The organism is Ramlibacter tataouinensis, from assembly GCF_001580455.1.
GTDB classification, from domain to species: domain Bacteria; phylum Pseudomonadota; class Gammaproteobacteria; order Burkholderiales; family Burkholderiaceae_C; genus Ramlibacter; species Ramlibacter tataouinensis_B.
The window spans coordinates 3,402,317-3,420,029 of record NZ_CP010951.1 but is presented as its reverse complement, the minus strand read 5'-3'; the positions used below and the strand labels follow the sequence as shown (position 1 = coordinate 3,420,029).

At 64.2% G+C, this 17,713-nt stretch carries 17 protein-coding genes and 1 pseudogene; 12 read left to right on the top strand and 6 right to left on the bottom strand.

Annotated features, from left to right (window positions below):
- Window positions 1-115 precede the first annotated feature (115 nt).
- A pseudogene (locus UC35_RS23220) lies at window positions 116-505 on the top strand (SMP-30/gluconolactonase/LRE family protein); the annotation flags it as partial.
- Between the two features lie 122 nt (window positions 506-627).
- Here UC35_RS23220 and UC35_RS16000 read toward each other — a convergent pair.
- Together UC35_RS16000 and UC35_RS15995 are read right to left on the bottom strand one after the other, a co-directional pair.
- Window positions 628-1,224, bottom strand: a complete 597-nt coding sequence (locus tag UC35_RS16000) for a PIN domain-containing protein (protein WP_061501408.1) — start codon at window positions 1,222-1,224, stop codon at window positions 628-630.
- Between the two features lie 300 nt (window positions 1,225-1,524).
- Window positions 1,525-2,043 carry an SRPBCC family protein gene (locus UC35_RS15995; RefSeq protein WP_061503875.1) on the bottom strand — a complete coding sequence of 173 codons (519 nt, stop codon included), beginning with the start codon at window positions 2,041-2,043 and terminating at the stop codon, window positions 1,525-1,527.
- 239 nt (window positions 2,044-2,282) lie between these two features.
- Here UC35_RS15995 and UC35_RS15990 point away from each other — a divergent pair, with 239 nt between their 5' ends.
- The 11 genes from UC35_RS15990 to UC35_RS15940 all read left to right on the top strand — a co-directional run bounded on the left by UC35_RS15990 (window position 2,283) and on the right by UC35_RS15940 (window position 13,171).
- Window positions 2,283-2,495 carry a DUF2892 domain-containing protein gene (locus tag UC35_RS15990; protein WP_061503874.1) on the top strand — a complete coding sequence of 71 codons (213 nt, stop codon included), beginning with the start codon at window positions 2,283-2,285 and terminating at the stop codon, window positions 2,493-2,495.
- On the top strand, window positions 2,492-3,034 hold the full coding sequence (locus UC35_RS15985) for an RNA polymerase sigma factor (protein ID WP_061501406.1): 543 nt from the start codon (window positions 2,492-2,494) through the stop codon (window positions 3,032-3,034). Before UC35_RS15990 ends, UC35_RS15985 begins: the two co-directional genes overlap by 4 nt.
- On the top strand, window positions 3,031-3,276 hold the full coding sequence (locus tag UC35_RS15980) for a hypothetical protein (protein WP_061501404.1): 246 nt from the start codon (window positions 3,031-3,033) through the stop codon (window positions 3,274-3,276). Before UC35_RS15985 ends, UC35_RS15980 begins: the two co-directional genes overlap by 4 nt.
- A gap of 175 nt (window positions 3,277-3,451) precedes the next feature.
- On the top strand, window positions 3,452-4,036 hold the full coding sequence (locus UC35_RS15975; protein WP_061501402.1) for a histidine phosphatase family protein: 585 nt from the start codon (window positions 3,452-3,454) through the stop codon (window positions 4,034-4,036).
- Window positions 4,033-5,070, top strand: coding sequence for a DUF3500 domain-containing protein (locus UC35_RS15970; protein ID WP_082793301.1), 1,038 nt, complete (start codon window positions 4,033-4,035; stop codon window positions 5,068-5,070). The genes UC35_RS15975 and UC35_RS15970 overlap by 4 nt, the downstream gene beginning before the upstream one ends.
- Before the next feature lie 285 nt (window positions 5,071-5,355).
- Entirely contained in the window at window positions 5,356-8,439 is a 3,084-nt protein-coding gene (locus UC35_RS15965; protein ID WP_227820347.1) for an ATP-binding protein, read from the top strand.
- An 85-nt stretch (window positions 8,440-8,524) separates the two neighbouring features.
- Window positions 8,525-9,202, top strand: a complete 678-nt coding sequence (locus UC35_RS15960; RefSeq protein ID WP_061501396.1) for a DUF1326 domain-containing protein — start codon at window positions 8,525-8,527, stop codon at window positions 9,200-9,202.
- Between the two features lie 131 nt (window positions 9,203-9,333).
- Complete coding sequence (locus UC35_RS15955) at window positions 9,334-9,678, top strand: hypothetical protein (protein WP_227820346.1); 345 nt, start codon at window positions 9,334-9,336, stop codon at window positions 9,676-9,678.
- Window positions 9,679-9,922: 244 nt separating this feature from the next.
- Window positions 9,923-11,167, top strand: coding sequence for a D-alanyl-D-alanine carboxypeptidase family protein (locus UC35_RS15950; protein ID WP_061501392.1), 1,245 nt, complete (start codon window positions 9,923-9,925; stop codon window positions 11,165-11,167).
- A 209-nt stretch (window positions 11,168-11,376) separates the two neighbouring features.
- Complete coding sequence (locus tag UC35_RS15945) at window positions 11,377-11,823, top strand: LexA family protein (RefSeq protein ID WP_082793298.1); 447 nt, start codon at window positions 11,377-11,379, stop codon at window positions 11,821-11,823.
- Between the two features lie 4 nt (window positions 11,824-11,827).
- Window positions 11,828-13,171, top strand: coding sequence for a Y-family DNA polymerase (locus UC35_RS15940; RefSeq protein WP_061501390.1), 1,344 nt, complete (start codon window positions 11,828-11,830; stop codon window positions 13,169-13,171).
- A gap of 1,207 nt (window positions 13,172-14,378) precedes the next feature.
- Here the strand turns inward: UC35_RS15940 and UC35_RS23695 are convergent.
- The 4 genes from UC35_RS23695 to UC35_RS15920 all read right to left on the bottom strand — a co-directional run bounded on the left by UC35_RS23695 (window position 14,379) and on the right by UC35_RS15920 (window position 17,646).
- Window positions 14,379-14,996, bottom strand: a complete 618-nt coding sequence (locus UC35_RS23695; RefSeq protein WP_145979500.1) for a hypothetical protein — start codon at window positions 14,994-14,996, stop codon at window positions 14,379-14,381.
- 274 nt (window positions 14,997-15,270) lie between these two features.
- Entirely contained in the window at window positions 15,271-15,909 is a 639-nt protein-coding gene (locus UC35_RS15930; protein ID WP_061501385.1) for a hypothetical protein, read from the bottom strand.
- A 20-nt stretch (window positions 15,910-15,929) separates the two neighbouring features.
- Window positions 15,930-16,403, bottom strand: a complete 474-nt coding sequence (locus tag UC35_RS15925; RefSeq protein WP_145979498.1) for a hypothetical protein — start codon at window positions 16,401-16,403, stop codon at window positions 15,930-15,932.
- Between the two features lie 565 nt (window positions 16,404-16,968).
- Entirely contained in the window at window positions 16,969-17,646 is a 678-nt protein-coding gene (locus UC35_RS15920) for a MarC family protein (protein WP_227820345.1), read from the bottom strand.
- Between the last annotated feature and the right edge of the window lie 67 nt (window positions 17,647-17,713).

Here is a 17,713-nt window from a genome sequence, read left to right as displayed (position 1 = left end):
GAGGTGGCTGCCGTGACGCTGGAGGACACCCCGGCGCTGGCCTACGCGCTCTGCGCCTGCGCCGTGGCCACCGCGCCACCAAGGGCTCGACTGCCTTCTCTCCTCTGCGCCCAGCCCGAATGGCCTACTGCTGGACCTGCATGCCAAAGTGCTCTATGTAGCTGTGACCAGGGCCAACTCGGTGTGGCGCGGTCCGCTGCAGCGCGACGGATCGCTGTCCAAGGTGGGGGCATTCCGTACTTTCTACGGCCCGAGCGGCCGTGACGGCATGGCACTGGACACTGAGAACCGGCTGGTCGTCGCGCACGCCAGCCTAGGTGCCGCATTCGTGATTGACGCCCGTGGCGAAGTGACGCACATCATCCGGGCTCCCATTGGAGAAACGGTCACCAACGTGGTGTTCAAGCCTGGCACTTCGGAACTTGTGCTGACCGAGTCGCAGACCGGCACCGTGTTGACTGCGTCTCTCCCAGCAGTTGGCGCCATGCTGTACTCGCACGCCTAGTCGACGGCAGCTTTGGGTCGAAAGCAGCCGTACTCCCGTCAATGTCGGCAAGGGCCGCTTTTCGGACAGAAGCGGCCCTCGCCGTTGCAAGTCGAACGGTAACCACGGAACGAGGCGCCCGCTCAGTCCGGTAGACTGTACGTGACCTTACTACCCTTTCGGACGAAGATGCCCTGACGCTCTAATTGGTGCAGGAGATGCGCCGTAGCGTCTTCGCTGAGCGTCGGTGAAAAGAGGGCGCTGGCAGAACCGAACAGAGTCTTGACTGAGGCCGGACGCTGCGGGCCTCGCGCGACTAGGTACGCCAAGAGTCGGGAGAGCTTCTCTTCCTCAGACGATGTCGCTGGTAGCTTGACGATTGGGATGTGAGTCACGTCCTCATAGCGGCCAACGTTCAAACCAGCAGCCTGCATGTGCTGCATCAGCGGATCCATGCCCTTGTCGGCTGAGATCACGTGGAAATAAGCCTCTGGTTCTGCTGCCGCCAACTGCCCCAGGTAGTACGCGATATGAAAGTCGAGGGCGTTACGGCCCGCAGCGGAGATCCTGATGTATCTCGCATCTGTGCCCTTGGCCTGCAGAGTACTCGCGACTTCAATGTTCACACGCGGCTGGTTCGCGCCGACAAACATCAGGACCTTGAAGTGTGCCGGCGCAAGTGTGTCCGCAGTCTCCGGCTGGATGTTCTCATAGTCAATCAGAACGTAGTTCGGTTTCATCCCTGTACGGGCTAGTTGCGTGGGGTCAATTATGTGAGCGGACGTGGGCCAGGTAGGCGGCTGCTTTGGTCGATCTGACCGACGGCCGAAGACAGCTCCCAAGCAACAGCGGTCGCTCGCCGCGCGCGTTGACGAATGTCAGGTATCGGCGACCGCCGTCATTCGGCTGTCGAATCTGGCCGGCAGCAATCAGTCTGAAGCGGAAGTTCGCCGTAGCCGCGTCGGGGACCGTTCCTGGCCGGTTCCGGCCGCTCGCAGGGGGCAGCTTCGGGGTGACTCACCTGGCCGATCGGAAGGGAGTTACTCCATGTCGGTTGCTGAGCCGAGAAGCTCGTCAAGTTGGTCGAACGACTCGTCGTTCCAACTCGTGCTCCCGGAGCCGATGTCTTTGTCGAGCGCTTCCTTGGAGGGATAGAGGTCGTGCGCGACGAGCAGCGTCTGCCCAGCCCTTTCCTCGAGCGTGACCGTGGTGACTTGCCCGTTGCCGCCCGCTTCTTCATTGGTCCAGGCGAGACACGAGGGCGGTGTCACTTCCAAGTACCTGCCTTGGAACGCCATGGGCTCTGGGGCGGCAGGGTGGCGGAACATGAGGCGGTACGCGCCGCCCGCGCGAACGTCGAGTTCACAGGAAAGCAGCGTCAGGCCAAGCGACTTCGGAACCCACCAGCGTTGAAACAGCTCGGCCTTGGTCCACGCCTCGAACACGATGCGCAGCGGGGCGTTGATGGTTCGCGTGACGACGAGCTCACGCTCGGACTTCCGCTCCACCGACATTCGATTCTTCATGGAGCCGAGCTGACTACTTCTTCCTGCGTCCATCGACTCTCTCCTTTCGTTTTGGCGCAGCGCCACGGCGCAATTACCTTCCATGTCATGGAGTCCCGAAGCTGCCCGAAAGATGAGGTGAGACACGAGCCCGACCTGGAACTAACGTTAGAAACGGCTCTGCCTTGTGCTCAGCAGTAACCCGGCTTTGAACACCTTGCTGAATCCTTTTCGGCCGAATGCCCCTCCTTGTCTACGATGCTCGCTGTGATCGGGCAGATCAAGGTGATGAGATGTTTTACCGCAAGAACATGGGTTCCAGGGAAAGCTGGGCGCGGGTGATCGGCGGTGCGTTGATCGTGGCCTGCTCACTCACGCAAATCGGTCTGACACTGCTCGGTTTGGTGCTTGCCATAAGTGGCGTGCTCACGGCGCTGACGGGGCTGATTGGCTTCTGCCCCGCTTGTGCCATGGCTGGCCGCAAGCCGATCGAAGGTCCACGGTGATCCGGGTCGATACGGCCCTGTTTGCCGCCGCCCAGGCCGGCGATCCGGTCGCTCTGGAGAGGATGCTGCGCGAACTGCAGCCCGACATCCGCCGCTATGCAAGGCACCAGTGCCATCGCACGACGGCCATTGAGGACGTGGTTCAAGAAGCTCTGATCGTGCTGTACCGCCGCCTGGGCACTGTGCGTGACCCTCTGGCCATAGCGGGCTGGATATTCCGCGTGGTCACCCGGCTGTGCATGCTACCCGTGCTGGCGCTGATACGGGGTGCGGAAGAACTGACGGAGCGGCACGAGGCTGAGTACTTTGCGCAGGTTCCAAAGGACGAGCTCCGAATCGACGTCGTCCGTGCGCTGGAGTCGCTGCCGGACATGTACCGCGAAGTGATCCTGCTGCGTGACATGGAGCAGCTCACCATTGCCGAGGCGGCCGATCGCCTGCGCATCACTCGCGAAGCATGCAAGAGCCGTATTCACCGCGGTCGAGCTCTTCTACGCGAGTACCTGCAAGGCGATGAGTCGCGAGGAGGAAAGGAATGAAGCATTTTCTTGGAAAGAGTCCATCTGGCTTGTTCGCTACACAAACCCTGACGGGTCATGTGATCCGCGGTGCTGTGGCGTTTGCCCTGCTCTACCTTGCCATCGAGCAGCAGCATTTGCACCCTGTCGCATCGTTGTTGGCGGGGTTGCTGGCGTTTGTGGCTATGCGCGGCTGCCCGGTTTGCTGGACGATCGGGTTGGTAGAGACCATTCGACAGCGTCATGGGGTGACTCGAAGTTGAGGGTGCCGCCCAACCCGTGCATGGCGAGCTTCTATCAGAGGGCTCACCATGCCCCTTTAGGACGCCCTGCACGGCATAGAGAGCAGCCTTGCGGCTGCTTCCGACCCGGAGCGGACATCAAGTTGCGGCCCTTCTGGCCGACAGTTGCCTGTCAGGCCGGGAGTAACATTCGCCCGTGCCCGACTCCTGCACCCGACGCAAGGCGCTGGCCATGGTCGCCGCTGGCCTGGCCGCTCCGTCCGCTGCGGCGGACGACGCGGCGCTGTCGCGCGAGCTGCGCGTCGGCGCAGCGCTGCTGATGCGCCACACACAGACCGTGCCTGGCGTCGGCGACCCGCCGGGCTGGCGGTTGGACCAATGTGCCACGCAGCGCAACCTCGACGAACGCGGCATCGCGCACGCGCAGCGCATCGGTCGCTGGTTTGCGGCCCAGCGTCTGGTCGTGACCACGGTGCGCAACTCGCCGTGGTGCCGTGCTCGCGACACGGCGCGGCTGGCCTTCAGTCGCACCGAGGATTGGACGGCGCTTGGCAACATCTTTGACGACCGCAGCAACGCCGACCGGCAGGCCGACGCGGTGCGCGCCTACGTGCGCGCGATGCGACCCGGCGAGCTCGCGGTTCTGGTGTCGCACGGCGTCACGATCGCGCACATCGTGGGCGGCGGCATGGCGCTGGCCACTGGCGAGTCGGTCGTCGTTCGCGCCGATGCGGTGCCCGGCGCGTCGCTGACTGTGCTGGGCCGCCTCGTCGTGCCATGACGACGCGCCGCGCGTTCGTTGTCGGCGCAATGGTCGTCGCGATGCCGCAGGTCCGCGCTCAGGGCTCGAACGCCGTCGCGGCAGCGCAGCGGCTGATCGATGCCGTCACGCCGGCGCAGCGCACCGAACTGCTCCACCCCTTCACCGACACGGCGCGCAGCGACTGGCACTACATACCGCGACGGCGCGACGGCCTGGCCTGGAAGGCGATGTCGCCAATTCAGCGCGAGGCGGCGACCGCGCTTCTGCGCACCGCGCTTACAGAGCGCGGCCTGGACAAGGTGCGCGCGCTGATGGCGCTGGAGATCACGTTGCGCGAGCTGGAAACCTTCGGCCTGTCGCGTGACCCGGAGAACTATGCGCTGGCGATCCACGGCGAGCCGGGAAACGGCGGCTGGAGCTGGCGCATCGAGGGCCATCACATGTCGCTGCATTTCAGCTACGACGGCGAGCGCTGCGTGTCGACGCTGCCGCAGTTCTTCGGCGCCAACCCGGCCGTGGTCCCGCGCGACGTCGGCGGTGGCGCGCCGCGTGCGGGCTTCCGGCTGCTCGGCGACGAGGAAGACCTGGCACGCCAGTGGCTCGCGAGCCTGGGTGCAGGCCAGCGCGCCCGCGCGATTTTCGACACCCGCACCTATGGCGACATCGTCAGCGGCAACGCGCCGCGCGCGCGACCGCTGGACGCGGCGGGCCTCGCGTTCGCCGAGATGGACGCCGCGCAGCAGGCGCAGGTGCTGAAGCTGATCGGCGTCTTCGCCGACCACCTGCAGTCCGAGCTGGCACAGGCGCGGCTGGCGCGCGTGCGCGCAGCACCGCTGGAGTCGATCCGCGTCGGCTGGGCTGGCGGGACCGAGCCGCGCCAGCCGCACTACTTCCGCATCCAGGGGGCGACCTTCCTGATCGAGTACGACAACTCAGGCGGCAACCATGTCCACTCCGTGTGGCGCGACTTCGACGGCGACTTCGGCCGTGACGTGCTACGCGATCACTATCGCCGCGCTGATGGCAGCACACACCGCCATGGCGCGCGCTGAAGCGGCGCTCTGCCCAGCAGACGTCAGACCAGCCCAGTGCATGCGGCCACGGCAGTCTTTGGCCGATGGCGGAAATCTGCAACGCTGATCGGTGGGAAAGGGCTCTAATCGACCCTGCCGCGGGGAATCGGCGGAACAGCGCTGGACCGCAACCAGAGGGGCCACATGCCGAGTGATACGAGCGGGGTTGGTGGCGAACCGCCGGCGCGGTTGAAGGTTCGACTTCTCGGTACAGTCGAGATCATCCTTGACGGCGAGCGTCTTCGCGCCTTCAACTCGATTCGCATGCTGCGCTTCCTGGGTTTGATCGCGATGCGCCGAGATCTGCAGCACCGCTCACGACTCGCGTTCGAGCTCTGGCCCAACTCCGACGAAGGTCAGGCGCGCACCAACCTCAGAAAACTGCTCCACGACTTGCGTCATTCCCTTCCCGACGTCGACCAGTTCGTCGAGATTCACAACGAGACTGTGCGGTGGTTGCCGAGCGGGCCGAGCGAGGTCGACGTGCTGAGTTTCCGGGAGGCTATCGCCGCCGGCAATTTCGAGCTCGCCGCGCGCCTTTATTCGGGGGATCTCCTGCCGGCTTGTTATGACGATTGGGTCCTGGATGCACGAGGAACGCTTCGTGCCGAGGCTCATGGCGCCCTCGTGCGACTGACGGAGGAAGCAGCGAGGCACCACGATCACAAAGCCGCGATCCGGCATGCCCGACGCATCTTCGACCTGGAGCCGACCGACGAAGCCGCCGTTCGCATTCAGATGGAAGCGCATCTCGCGCTGGGCGACAGAGCCGCGGCGCTGCGCTCCTACCACCGATACGCGGAAGCGCTCGAGTGCGATCTCGCGGCGGAGCCTGGCGAGGCGATTCGTGCCTTGTACCAGCGGCTGCGGGCCGGCGCATCGAGCCGTGACGAAGTGCCGGGCAAGGATCTTCCTGTCGCTGAAGCACCTTTCGTCGGCCGCGAGCTCGAATGGAGCCGCCTCAACGATGCCTGGAGCGCCGCACGAAGAGGTGGGGCCCATCTCTTGTTGGTGACCGGGGAGGCGGGCATCGGCAAGTCCCGTCTCGCACTGGAACTCGGCCGCGTCGTTCGCGCGCAGGGACACCTGGTGGCATCGGCGCGTTCGTACGAAGCTGCGGGCAGACTGCCGTGGGGTCCCGTCGTGGACCTGATCCGATCGGATGCTCTGCGAAGCCACATCGCCACGCTCGACAAGGGCTGGAAGGTCGAGCTTGCTCGTTTGCTGCCGGAGCTGGGCGACACCTCCCACCCATCTGGAGCGGGCCAGTCCGACGACCCGGTTCAACGCTATCGGCTGTTCGATGCGGTGAGCCGGACCATCCTGGCCGGCGACCGCCCGCGCTTGCTGATCATCGACGACCTTCAGTGGTGTGACGCCGAGACCATCGAGTTGATCGGATTGGTCATTCGTTCCGGACAGGCGGCTCCGGTCCTCATCGTCGGGACGGTCCGCCTGGAGGAGCTCGCACAGCATCATCCCCTTGTTGCACTCGTCGACGCTTTGGGCCACGACCAGGCAGTGACCACCGTGCCGCTTGGTCGACTCGACGAAGCCACCACCGCGACGCTGGCCGCCCGGCTGCGCGCCGAGGACACCATCGATCCGAAACTGGCGGCGCGACTCTGGCGCGAGACCGAAGGCAATCCGCTCTTTGTCGTGGAGGCGCTTCGCGCCGGGATCTCGCCGGATGAAAGCCAAGCCGTCATCACACAGACGATACGTGCGGTCCTGCGCGCCCGATTGAGTCAACTGACTGACGGCGCACAGCGCCTGGCCGAGGTGGCGGCCGTAGCCGGTCGGCCCTTCTCAGTCGGCCTGATGGCCGCGGCCACGGGGATCGATGAGCGCGAGCTCATCGATCATGTCGACGAACTCTGGCATCGACGGATCATCCGGGATCAGGGGCGGACGTACGGTTTCAGTCACGACAAGCTGCGGGCGGTTGCGCTGGAGATGCTCAGCCCGGGTCGTCGCCGCCAACTCCACGGGGCGATCGCCGAAGCGATCGTCGCCGAGCTCCACGGCAACATCGATACGGTCAGCCCGCGGCTGGCCGCGCACTACGACCAGGCCGGCATGATCGATGCCGCGATCGCGGCCTACCGCGTGGCGGGGGGCCGGGCGGTGGCGGTGTCGGCTCTCGATGAGGCGGTCACCATGTTCCAACGGGCGCTCACGCTGCTTGGGGAACTGCCGCCGTCACCCGGGCGCGACGCGCTCGAACTCGACATCCGGATCGCCCTCGGATCACCGCTCGTTGCTCTCGCCGGTTACGGCGCCAAGGGTGCGCACCACCTCTACGAGCGGGCCCTCGCGCTTTGCCACAAGCTTCACCGACCGGTTGATCCGCCCATCCTGCGTGGCCTCGGCCTTGCCCGGCTGCAGGGCTGCCGCTTCGATGATTGCGATGACCTCGCTCGGGCCCTTGACGAGCGTGCCAGTCATGACCCGATCGCCCGGACCGAAGGCCGATACCTCCTCGGCGTGAGCGCGTTCTGGCGAGGCGATCTGGCCAGGGCCCGCCACTACCTCGATGGTGCTATCGAGGCCTATGACTTGTCCCGTCGCGACGAGCATCTGTCCTTGTACGCCCAGGACCCGAAGCCGGTTTGCCTGGTACGGCTGGCCCTGGTCGCGCTCTGGGCGGGAGATGCTGGCAGGGCCGGCGAGACAGCGCGGTCGGCTCTTGAGATTGCCGTCGATCTCGATCATCCGATGACCTTGGGTTACGTCCTGACTTACGCGGCGATCATCGCGGCCGAATCCGAGGATCTCACCCGCCTCGCCCTGCTCCTCGCGGACGCCGATCTTCTATGGAAGCGTCTTTCGGAGCGCTACCTCGTGGTCGTCCTGGAGGCCATTCGGGGGTGGCAGGAGGTGTGCGGGGGATCGGCCGAGGGAATCGAGAAGATCCTGCGGTCGGTCGCGCGCTCGCGTACCGAAGGGGAGACCCTCCATCTGAGCTACACGCTCCTTCTCCTCGCCCGGGCCAGCGGCATTCTCGGCAAGTTCCGGCAAGGACGAGCCGCCACACGCGAGGCGCTCGCGTGGTCACGCCGTTGCAATCAACGTTATCTCGATGCCGAGCTGTGGCGAGTCGACGGTGAGCTGGCCTATCGCAGCGAGGAAGCCGAAAGCGCCGCTGCGTCCCTGCGCCGTGCCGTCGAGACTGCCAGCGCTCAAGGGGCGGACTGGCTGCAGCTTCGGGCGCTCCACTCCCTGGCCAGCCGGTTTCCCGATCAGGCAGTGCGTGAGCAACTTGGTGACCTCATCCAGACCATCCCGTCGGGCCATGATCTCCCCGCGTTCCGGGCAGCCACAGGCCTTCTCGCCGTGCCCGGTTGAGGGGAACGCTTTCGGAACGCTTCCGGAACGCCCCAGGGCGCATCTTTCGACGCGTCCGTGCTGAAACGGTACCAAGGAGCACCCAATGGGCAACATGGCCGATCAATGGTTATTCAAGAGCGAAACCTACGACAACTGCAATTGCGCCGTGAATTGCGGTTGCCAATTCAACTTGCCGAGTACCCACGGCTATTGCCAGTCGGCTTTTGTCGGCCACATCGTTGAAGGGCACTTCAACGATACGCAGCTCGCCGGGCTGAATTGGGCAGCGCTGTACAAGTGGCCTGGCGAGATCAAGGACGGCAATGGAGCACGCCTGATCGTCATCGACGAACGTGCCGATCAAGCACAACGGGTCGCCCTTGAAACAATCATTTCAGGCGGGGCATGCGGGCCATTGAGCAATCTGTTTTCCGTGTTTGCATCCACATGCTCGGACTTTTGCAGGACCCTGTTCCTGCCGATTGATCTCGAAGCGAACCTGGAGCTCAGAACCGCGCGGGTGGCCATACCGGGAGTCATGAAAAGCCGCGGCAGGCCGATCATCAACGAGTTCAATGGCCAACCGTTCCATATTGCGTTGGCGCGTGCCAGTGGCAGTTTCGAGTTCACCTACGCAGAGATCGGGCTGGGGACGACCTCGGTGACGGGCGACATGGACATGGCGTTCGAAGATTCATGGGCGCACTACTGTGTTCACCACTTCAACCAGGATGGCATGGTCCGCGAAAGATCAAGGCTCACGGCATGGCTTGGCGCGTGACCTTCGGCAGGTAAAAAAGTGAGCTCAGCGTAGGCACGCGCCCTCTATCATGGCGTCGCCCGCTGTCCCGTGCCGCGGAACCGGGCATTCCGCTCGCCTCTCTGGAAGACCGCGAGAACCCGGAGCTGACCGTGTCGAACGAAGCAACAGAGCGACAGCCGCTTCCCAATGGATACCGGCAAGGCATCATCACGGCCATTACGGTGTTCATCGGCTTTTCGCTTTCGTTCCTGCAATTCTGGGCATTCGAGGCGCCAGGCGAGTGGACGCCTCGCTCGATCGCTTCGCTCGTGGTCCTGCTGGTGCCCATAGGCGCCCAAATCAACACGCTTTACCGCGCACTGCTCGTCGAGGATGACGACCTGGCCACCTACCGCACGACGGTCCTGTGGTTCGTGTGGTCGGTGGTGGGGATGCTGCTCGCGGTCTGCCTTGCGGCGCTCATCCTGCCGCGCTTGATGGCGTCGAACACCTGAACGACTGCGTTCACGGTTGTCCGCTCCTTGCCGCAAGCGGACATCGAGTACGACATAGGTTTGAACGTTTCCGATGGACCTCGTAGTACCGACGCCATCGAGCGTCCGGGCAGCCGCCCCCAGGGCCAGGCTCCTGCAAAGAAGTTGGCAATGAGGGCGGTTGCTTAACGCCCGATCAAAGAAACGACACCCGATCCCATCCACAATGCTCGCTATCGCCCGGGATCGCCTTTCCATAATCGTCATGCAAGCCAAGAAGTTTTCCCTCCACCCCGTCGTCTTTGCAATCGCCGCAGGCGCCCTCGTTGTCGCCTCGCCTTCCTTCGCGGGGGGACACCCCCCATCCAAGGCCGCCGTCCACAAGAAGCCAGCAGCCACCGCGCCCGCCCCGGCGCCTTTGGCCGGCGAGAGTGCTGTTGCCGGCGGCGCGCCGGCGCTGCCCGCCAAGGCATGGCTGTTGATGGACTTCGACTCTGGCGAGGTGCTCGCCTCGGCGAACCCCGACGAGGCGCTGCCGCCGGCGTCTCTGACCAAGATGATGACCAGCTTCCTGGCCGAGCAGGCGCTTCGCTCCGGCAAGCTCAAAGAAACCGACCTGGTCACGGTCAGCCAGAACGCCTGGTGCCGCGGATCGAGCACCGAGTCGTGCATGTACCTGCCCCTGAACAGCCAGGCCACGGTGATCGACATCCTGCGCGGGATCATCATCCAGTCGGGCAACGACGCGTCCAAGGCGATCGCCGAGCACATGGCCGGCTCCGAGGAGGGCTTTGCCAAGCTGATGAACGCCGAAGCCCAGCGCCTGGGAATGAAGCACACGAATTTCGTGAACGCCACGGGCCTGCCCGACCCGGCGCACAAGGCGTCTGCACGCGACCTCGCCATCCTGGCGCGCGCGATCATTCGCGACAGCCACAACTACTATCCGATCTACGCCGAACGCGAGTTCAAGTACCACGGCATCAAGCAGGGAAACCGCAACGCCCTGCTGTACACGGACCCCACCGTTGACGGACTGAAGACCGGCCACACCGAGGAGGCGGGCTACTGCCTGGTCACTTCGTCCAAACGCAACGGCATGCGTCTGATCACGGTCATTCTCAACACCAACAGCGCGCAGGCGCGCGCCGACCATTCGCGCACGCTGCTCGGGTGGGGCTTCAGCAATTTCGAGAAAGCCACGCCCTTCCAGCCGAGCGCGGCGGTGACGACGGCCAAGGTCAGCTTCGGCAAGGCCGATTCTGTTGCCGCGGGCCTGGGGTCGCCGTGGACAGTGACCGTTCCGCGCGGCCAGCAGGTGCAGACCTCGGTGCAGCTCAAGGCAGACTTGGAGGCACCGGTGGCCAAGGGCGCGGTGATCGGCAAGGTGGTTGCGACCTCGAACGGCAAGCCGGTCGGGGAGGCACCGCTCGTGGCGCAGGCCGAGGTCGAGCGCGCAGGCCTGATGCTGCGCACCTGGCAGCGCTTGGCCAAGGTGTTTGGCAAGTAGCCGGCGGGAGGGACCGCGGCAGCCCGAACCGCCCCTTCAAGCTCTGCCAACGTGTGAGCCGGGCATCAAACAGACGACGCTTGGGCGCGGGACGGCACGTACGCATACCGAAGAGCATCGACTCTTCAGGTGAATCGTGCACCCGCTTCAACTGGCCGTCCGCTACACGGAAGCGCGGCGTATACTTGCTCGGCACTGTATGTCCATCCATGCCCTCCAATGATCCCCTTCCCGACGGCACCCCCGTCGGGCGCGACACGGGCAGCAGCGGCTCGTCTGCGAGCACGCGCGGCAAAGTGTCCTCGAGCTTCGGTTCGGCCGTAGACAACGCACCGACCCGGATCGACCTCAACGACGCCCTGATACGCCACCCCCAGGCTACCTTTGTGATGCGCGCGGCGGGCGTGGCCATGCGCGACGCTGGGATCGACGACGGCGACGTCCTCCTGGTAGACCGAGCGATCAAGGCGGTTCACGGGCACGTCGTGGTGGCCGTCCTCGATGACGAGCTCACCTGCCGGCGACTCTGGCGTCAGGGAGGTCGCATCAAGTTCCAGGCAGCCAACCCAGAGTTCGGTGACATCGAAATCACCGATGAGGCCGGTTTCGAACTTTGGGGTGTCGTCACCACCATCATCAAGTCCCTGCCTGCCTGACGTCGTGCTGGCCCTCGTCGATGCCAATAACATGTACTGCGCGTGCGAGCGGGTATTCGATCCGCGCCTGCGCAATCGCCCGCTCGTCGTCCTGAGCGCCAACGACGGCGCTGTCGTGGCGCGCAGCGAGGAAGCCAAGGCGCTGGGCGTGCAGATGGCCCAACCCTGGTTCCAGGTGAGGCACCTGGAGAAAACCAAGGGGCTCCTGGCGGTGTCGGCCAACTTCGAGCTGTACACCGACATGTCCTCGCGGATGATGGCCGTGGAGGCGCGCTTTGCCCCGCGCCAGGAAATCTACTCAATTGACGAGTCCTTCCTCGATTTCGAAGGCGTCCGCGGCGACCTGGTGGCGATTGGCCAGGATCTGCGCGAAACGGTTCTGCGAGAGGTCGGACTGGCAACCTGCGTTGGGCTCGGACCGACGAAGACCCTGGCCAAACTGGCCAACCATGTCGCCAAGTCCGCGGAACGCAAGCCCGGCTCCTACCCGGCGCACTTGGCACGGGTCTGCAACGTGGGCGAGATGAGTCGCGGGGACCTGGAGCTGATCTTCTCCGCGACCGAGGTTGGCGAGGTGTGGGGCATCGGCAAGCGCACCACAGCCAAGCTGAATGACGCCGGCGTGCGCACGGTGCTCGATTTCGTGCGCGCTGACGCCGCGGCGATCCGCAAGAGCCTCAGCGTGGTGGTCGAGAAGACGCTGCTTGAGCTGCGCGGAACGGCATGTCTGTCGATCGACGACAGCCCGGCGCCAAACAAGCAGATTCTCGTCTCCCGGTCCTTCGGGAAGTCGATCACGTCCGCCGACGAGATCGTCGAGGCTGTCAGCGAGTTTGCCTCACGCGCGGCCGAGAAGTTGCGTAACCAAGGCAGCGTCGCCGGCGCGATCAGCGTGTTTTTCAGCACCAGCCCTTTTCGCAAGAACGACCGCCAGCATGAGGCAAACGCAACGTTCCCTCTGATCCGCCCGAGCGCAGATTCGACGCTCCTGGTCGGCACCGCAATGGAAGGAGTGCGGCGCCTGTATCGCTCCGGGTTCAACTACGCCAAGGCAGGCGTCATGCTCGTGGACCTGCAGGAAGCGGACGCCGGGCAGCAGGGCGAGCTCGACCTGTTCTCGTCAGTGTCAGGAACCGCCGAGATGCCGCGATCGACCGGGCGCGATCGCAGCAAACTGATGGACGCCATGGACACCCTCAATCAGCGTTTTGGCCGCGACTCGGTGCGGATTGGCAGCGCAACGCTGGTCAGCGGCGGCTCGGAGACACGCAGTTGGGCGGCCAAGCGCGAACGCCGCACGCCGCGGTACACCACGCGTTGGGACGAGATGCCGATGGTGCTGGCGTAGCCGTTACAGGGCGGGGCCTAGCGACGCCAGCGTCCATCCGGATGTGGGTGCAAGGAGTCGCCTCCGACCGAGGGCTTAGGCGACGCCGTGGCGCGGGCTACTTCGAAACGCATCGAACCTTGACCATCGCCGAGGGGACCCGATCCATTGGGATGGCGTCCCTCGCGCTGGCGGAGACGACTTCTACCGTCTTTCCCTTGCCTGTGCAGAGCGCTTCCGCGTCCTGTAGCAGCCGTTCCTTCATGGTATCGCCGCTGCCCACTGTAAGACGCCCGACATCGCGCAGGACATACGTTTCTCCGTCGGGGCCCTCGGCAATTGACTTGCCGAAGCCGGCACTGGTGCAACCCGCAAGGCCGAACGCAGAAAGAGCCAACGCTGCTAGTGCCCGCATCTCGATTTCCCCCTGTTGAGGCCTAACGAAAGAAAGGGACTTCCCCCGTCCCGAACTAGCCGCATTGCGGCGACCGGCAACTGAGTGGAAGTGCGAACTCTCATCAACTCGCTCGAAAGGGGAAGTCCATGGCTAGCAGCGCCCGTTACCTCAGGCAGTGCAACTATCGCGGAGGCCGCTTCAAGAAAATCTCCCCTTGCCACTCCCAACCCTTGGAGTCCAAGCTCTTGCAATGCAATGCTCGCCGCCCGCCGCGCGGGACGTAGGCGCAATCGCCTTGAACACTGCTAGGCTCAACTATGCTTTCAACAAGATAAAGAACTGGCTCGCCGGCACCACCTGCAGGTCTTTTCGCCACTCGAATGGCAGCTGCGTCTCCGCCGTACGAACACCCGCGCGGGTTGCAATTGCTGACCCCCGCTTTCAGCAATGCGGCCTCAGGGCTCACGAGCGCGTAAAGGCCCCGACCCGGGGAAAAGACGGTCTGGCTTTGTGCCCAAGGCGAGACGAATACTGCGGTTCCCGCGCTCACATCGCTCTCCTTGAGTCCCGCTGCTTGGAGATCTGCTGGGCGAAACAGTTCCAGCGCTTGTTCGCGGGTCAAGGGTGTTATCACTTCAACAAGAATTAGCGTCCCTTCCTCCTGCACTGGCGTACCGAGCCCTTCGGAAACCCGAAGCGTGCCGGTAACGCGGTGACCACACCCCACGATAGCAAGGATCGCAGCAAGCAAGAACAGTCGGAAGGCCGCTATCCCATCACGGGGTCGCGCCAACGAATGAATTCCATTCATATTTTCTCCCGAGACAAAACCTATTGCGGAGGGGTTTTGATCCAAGCCATGGCATCGTAAGGGCCGATCTGAACCTTTGTCCAGCCCGAGGTCTCGAGATTTGGGCAGTATATTGACGCCGAGCCCGGACCGCCGATCGGATTTGCCATGTTCAATACGGCAAAAAAGCCGCCTCGTTCATTCTTGCGATAAGCGCATTGAGCCTCTTCAAGGCTCGCTCCACGAACTGTGCGAATTCGGGGGCAGTGCTCGTCAGAATTTCCGGCGGCAGGGGGCGTTAGTTCCACTTCGACTAAGTTGCCCTTCTTGACTTGCACCCCCTGCCCGACGGTCACCCACTTTGGGTCGTAGTGAAGAACGCCAGCAGCGGTGTTGTGCCAGTAGTAAAAGTACCGCACTAACACGGCTTCGCCTTCTGGTACGTTGGCCTTTTCGTATCCGCAGGCGCTTGCGAGCCACACTGCTGGACCAACACGGGCTGGCCCGGACTTGATGCCATCGCGGATCTCGTTGAGTTCCGCTACCCCGACGACCTCCCCTAGAAGAACAGTGCGCGGAGGGAAAGGAGCGCCGGCACAAGCGCAAAGCACGGCAACTAGGAGCACTGCCGCAAAGCGTAGGTAGTTGCGAAAATGCATTGGTGTCCTCAAGAGGCGACCGAGTATTGATCGGGATGAATTCCAAGTCCCGTGCGGTGCAACATGAGAATCGGCCTAACGTTCGAACTGAGCGGCGGGGTAGGCGTCATCGCGCACTCTCGTTCGCTAAAGTCTCAGCGTGCGTGTAGATCATGGTGGCGCTCACGTCACTGTGTTCAGGAAGCCCCTGGACTGTGCGTATCCACGACCGCGAGCGCGTGTTTGCGACGGTCTTGTAAAGGCTCCCTGCCTCGCCGCACCGCCCTGATGGGTGTCACTGCGCATCCGGTTGGGGCGTCGAAGTCTCGCGAATGGCTTGCGCTAACCGGGCCGCGAGGTCCCGGCATGCGGTCTCCAGCGTGCGGGCACGACTGAACACGGGCAACAGGAGCCCGGCTATCACCGTGTTGCCTTCGGCAAGCGTGCTCTCGTGTCGCACGGGCACCGGGGCACCGTCGGTACGCCATAAGGAGGCGCCCAAAGCAGTGGACTCAAAGCGCCTGCTGTAGCCGAGACAGCCACCATATCCGAAACCGCCGCCGCACGTCACGAAACCTTGATCCTCGCCTTTGTGCTCTTGCGCGGTAAACGCCACCAGCGCACGTAGTCCCATGGTCGATAGACGCGCCCGCACCTCCTCTCGTGCGAGCAATTCGCTGAAGCCCGCCTCTGACGCGGGCTCGGTGGACCGTTCGAGCCAGGGGTACAGCGCATCGCGGACCGCGCGCTGCCGCGTGATCGTGATTTCGGGAGCGGCGTCGTGCATGCTGCGCGCCAGGCACTCTTCGACGGGGTCCGGGCCGGGGCGCGCGCCTTCAGCATCCGTTGGCCATGACACGATACCAACCGCGACGGGTGGGCTGGCCTGTACAGCGGCGCCGAAGCAGGCGAGCATCGCCACGAACCCGGCCACGGCCGATACAGCCCACCGTCTCACGGTCTTGTGCCTCCGGAACGCAGCCTAGCAGCCCAGGCCAGCATCGCCGGGTCGCTCTGCGCGTCGACGAGAAAGCGCGCAATCGCGCTACGCATGGCCGCCTGGGTCAGCGCAGCCCAACACAGTTCCAGACGCTCACACTCTTTCGATTCGCGCTGGCGTGTCTCCGTGGCTGTCGGTGACCAGCACCGAACCTCCACGCCGCTCGGCTCGAAGAGGCATATCCGATAGCCGATGCGCACGACGTCTGGCCGCGCCCCTTCGCGCCGGCCAAAGTTGTTGCCGTTCTCCAGGGTCGCGTCAGTGCGCTGCACCTCCATCACACCGTCCAAAGGGGTGCCGAGTTCCCGCCATGCCGGCGAGTTCGGCAGCGGGGTGACCTCTGAGAACATCGTTGCGAATGCCTGATCGAAGTGGGCGACGCTTGCCTGCCCCACTTCCAGGTAGTGCCCCCAGCGGCCGATCGTCACGACCCCAGCGCCGCCGGCGTACACAATACCGACCCGCGCATCTGTGCGCCTGACCAGGGGGGGCTGCCCAGATACCGGCTCGAGGGGAACCGGGTGGGAGCAGGCAGCGACCAGGAGCGCCGCCGCAACTACGCTCCAGGCGCCGCCCGATGGCACGCGTGCATCAGGCCATGGTTTGAACCAAGTGGGCACGTCGGCGTTATCAGTCACCGTAAGGTGTTATTCATCTGAATGATGTGCACTATAAGTTAGGTATACCACCATGTCCAAGCGCCAGTTGGAGTCCGGCGACAAGTGCAAATCACGCGCATTGCGTTGAGAAGCCGAGTAGTGGCGGTGCTGATGGCTAGCAGGTCATTCGAAGCGGACGCACAAGTGCGTCCTTGCGCCTGCACATGGACATCGGCGCAGCGACCAATAGCCGCGCGCTCTGACATGGGTCTCAAAGCCGCGGTGGAATGGGGCTCGCCCAGGCAGCGGCTGCTTTCGGCCACTAGCGGACATCAACAGGATGCCAAAGGTCCAAGAGAGAGCGTGTGCCGCTCGCAGCCGCCACAATCGCGCATCACCTGGCAAGCCGGTTCAGTTCCACCCAGCCGGTCCAAAAGATCTGGATACCGATGCACAACAACACAAAGGCCATCATCCGCATCATCACCAGGGTGCCCACCTCGCCCAAGCGCATCAGCAGGCGGCCGGCGTTGCGAAACACAACGTAGATGACCGAGGCGGTGACCGCCGCCCCGATCACGGCAACGCCGGCGCCCATCAGGTAGTAGTACAGGGGCGTGGGCTGCCACTGCGTGCCCAAGGCGATAGAGGCAGCGATGGACCCCGGGCCGGTGGTCAGCGGGAAGGTCAACGGGTAGAAACTGCGCTGCGCAATTTCACTCTCGCTGAGGTCGGGGCTGGACGTTTCGGCCACGGCCTCGCGGAGCTTGTCGATCTCATTGCCGGTCAGCATGTTCCATCCGCTGTAGGCCACCAGCAGGCCGCCGCCGACGCGCACGACGGGCAGGGAGATGCCGAACAATTCCAGCACATAGGTGCCGATCAACATCGAGGCGACGATGACGATCCAGGAGTTGATCGCTACCTGGCGCGAAAGTCGTTTCAGCACGAGGTCCTTGTAGCCGGCCGAGGCCAGGACGATGGGCGCGGTGCCCACCGGGTTGATGATGGGCAGCAGTGTCAGCGGCACCAGCAAGAGCGACTGAAGAACCGATAGAGGCAGGAAATCCACGCCGACACCCCCTGGGCTTTTCGTGATGCTCGCAGTGTGCCCCAAAGCTTCTTGAGGTGATGGCGCC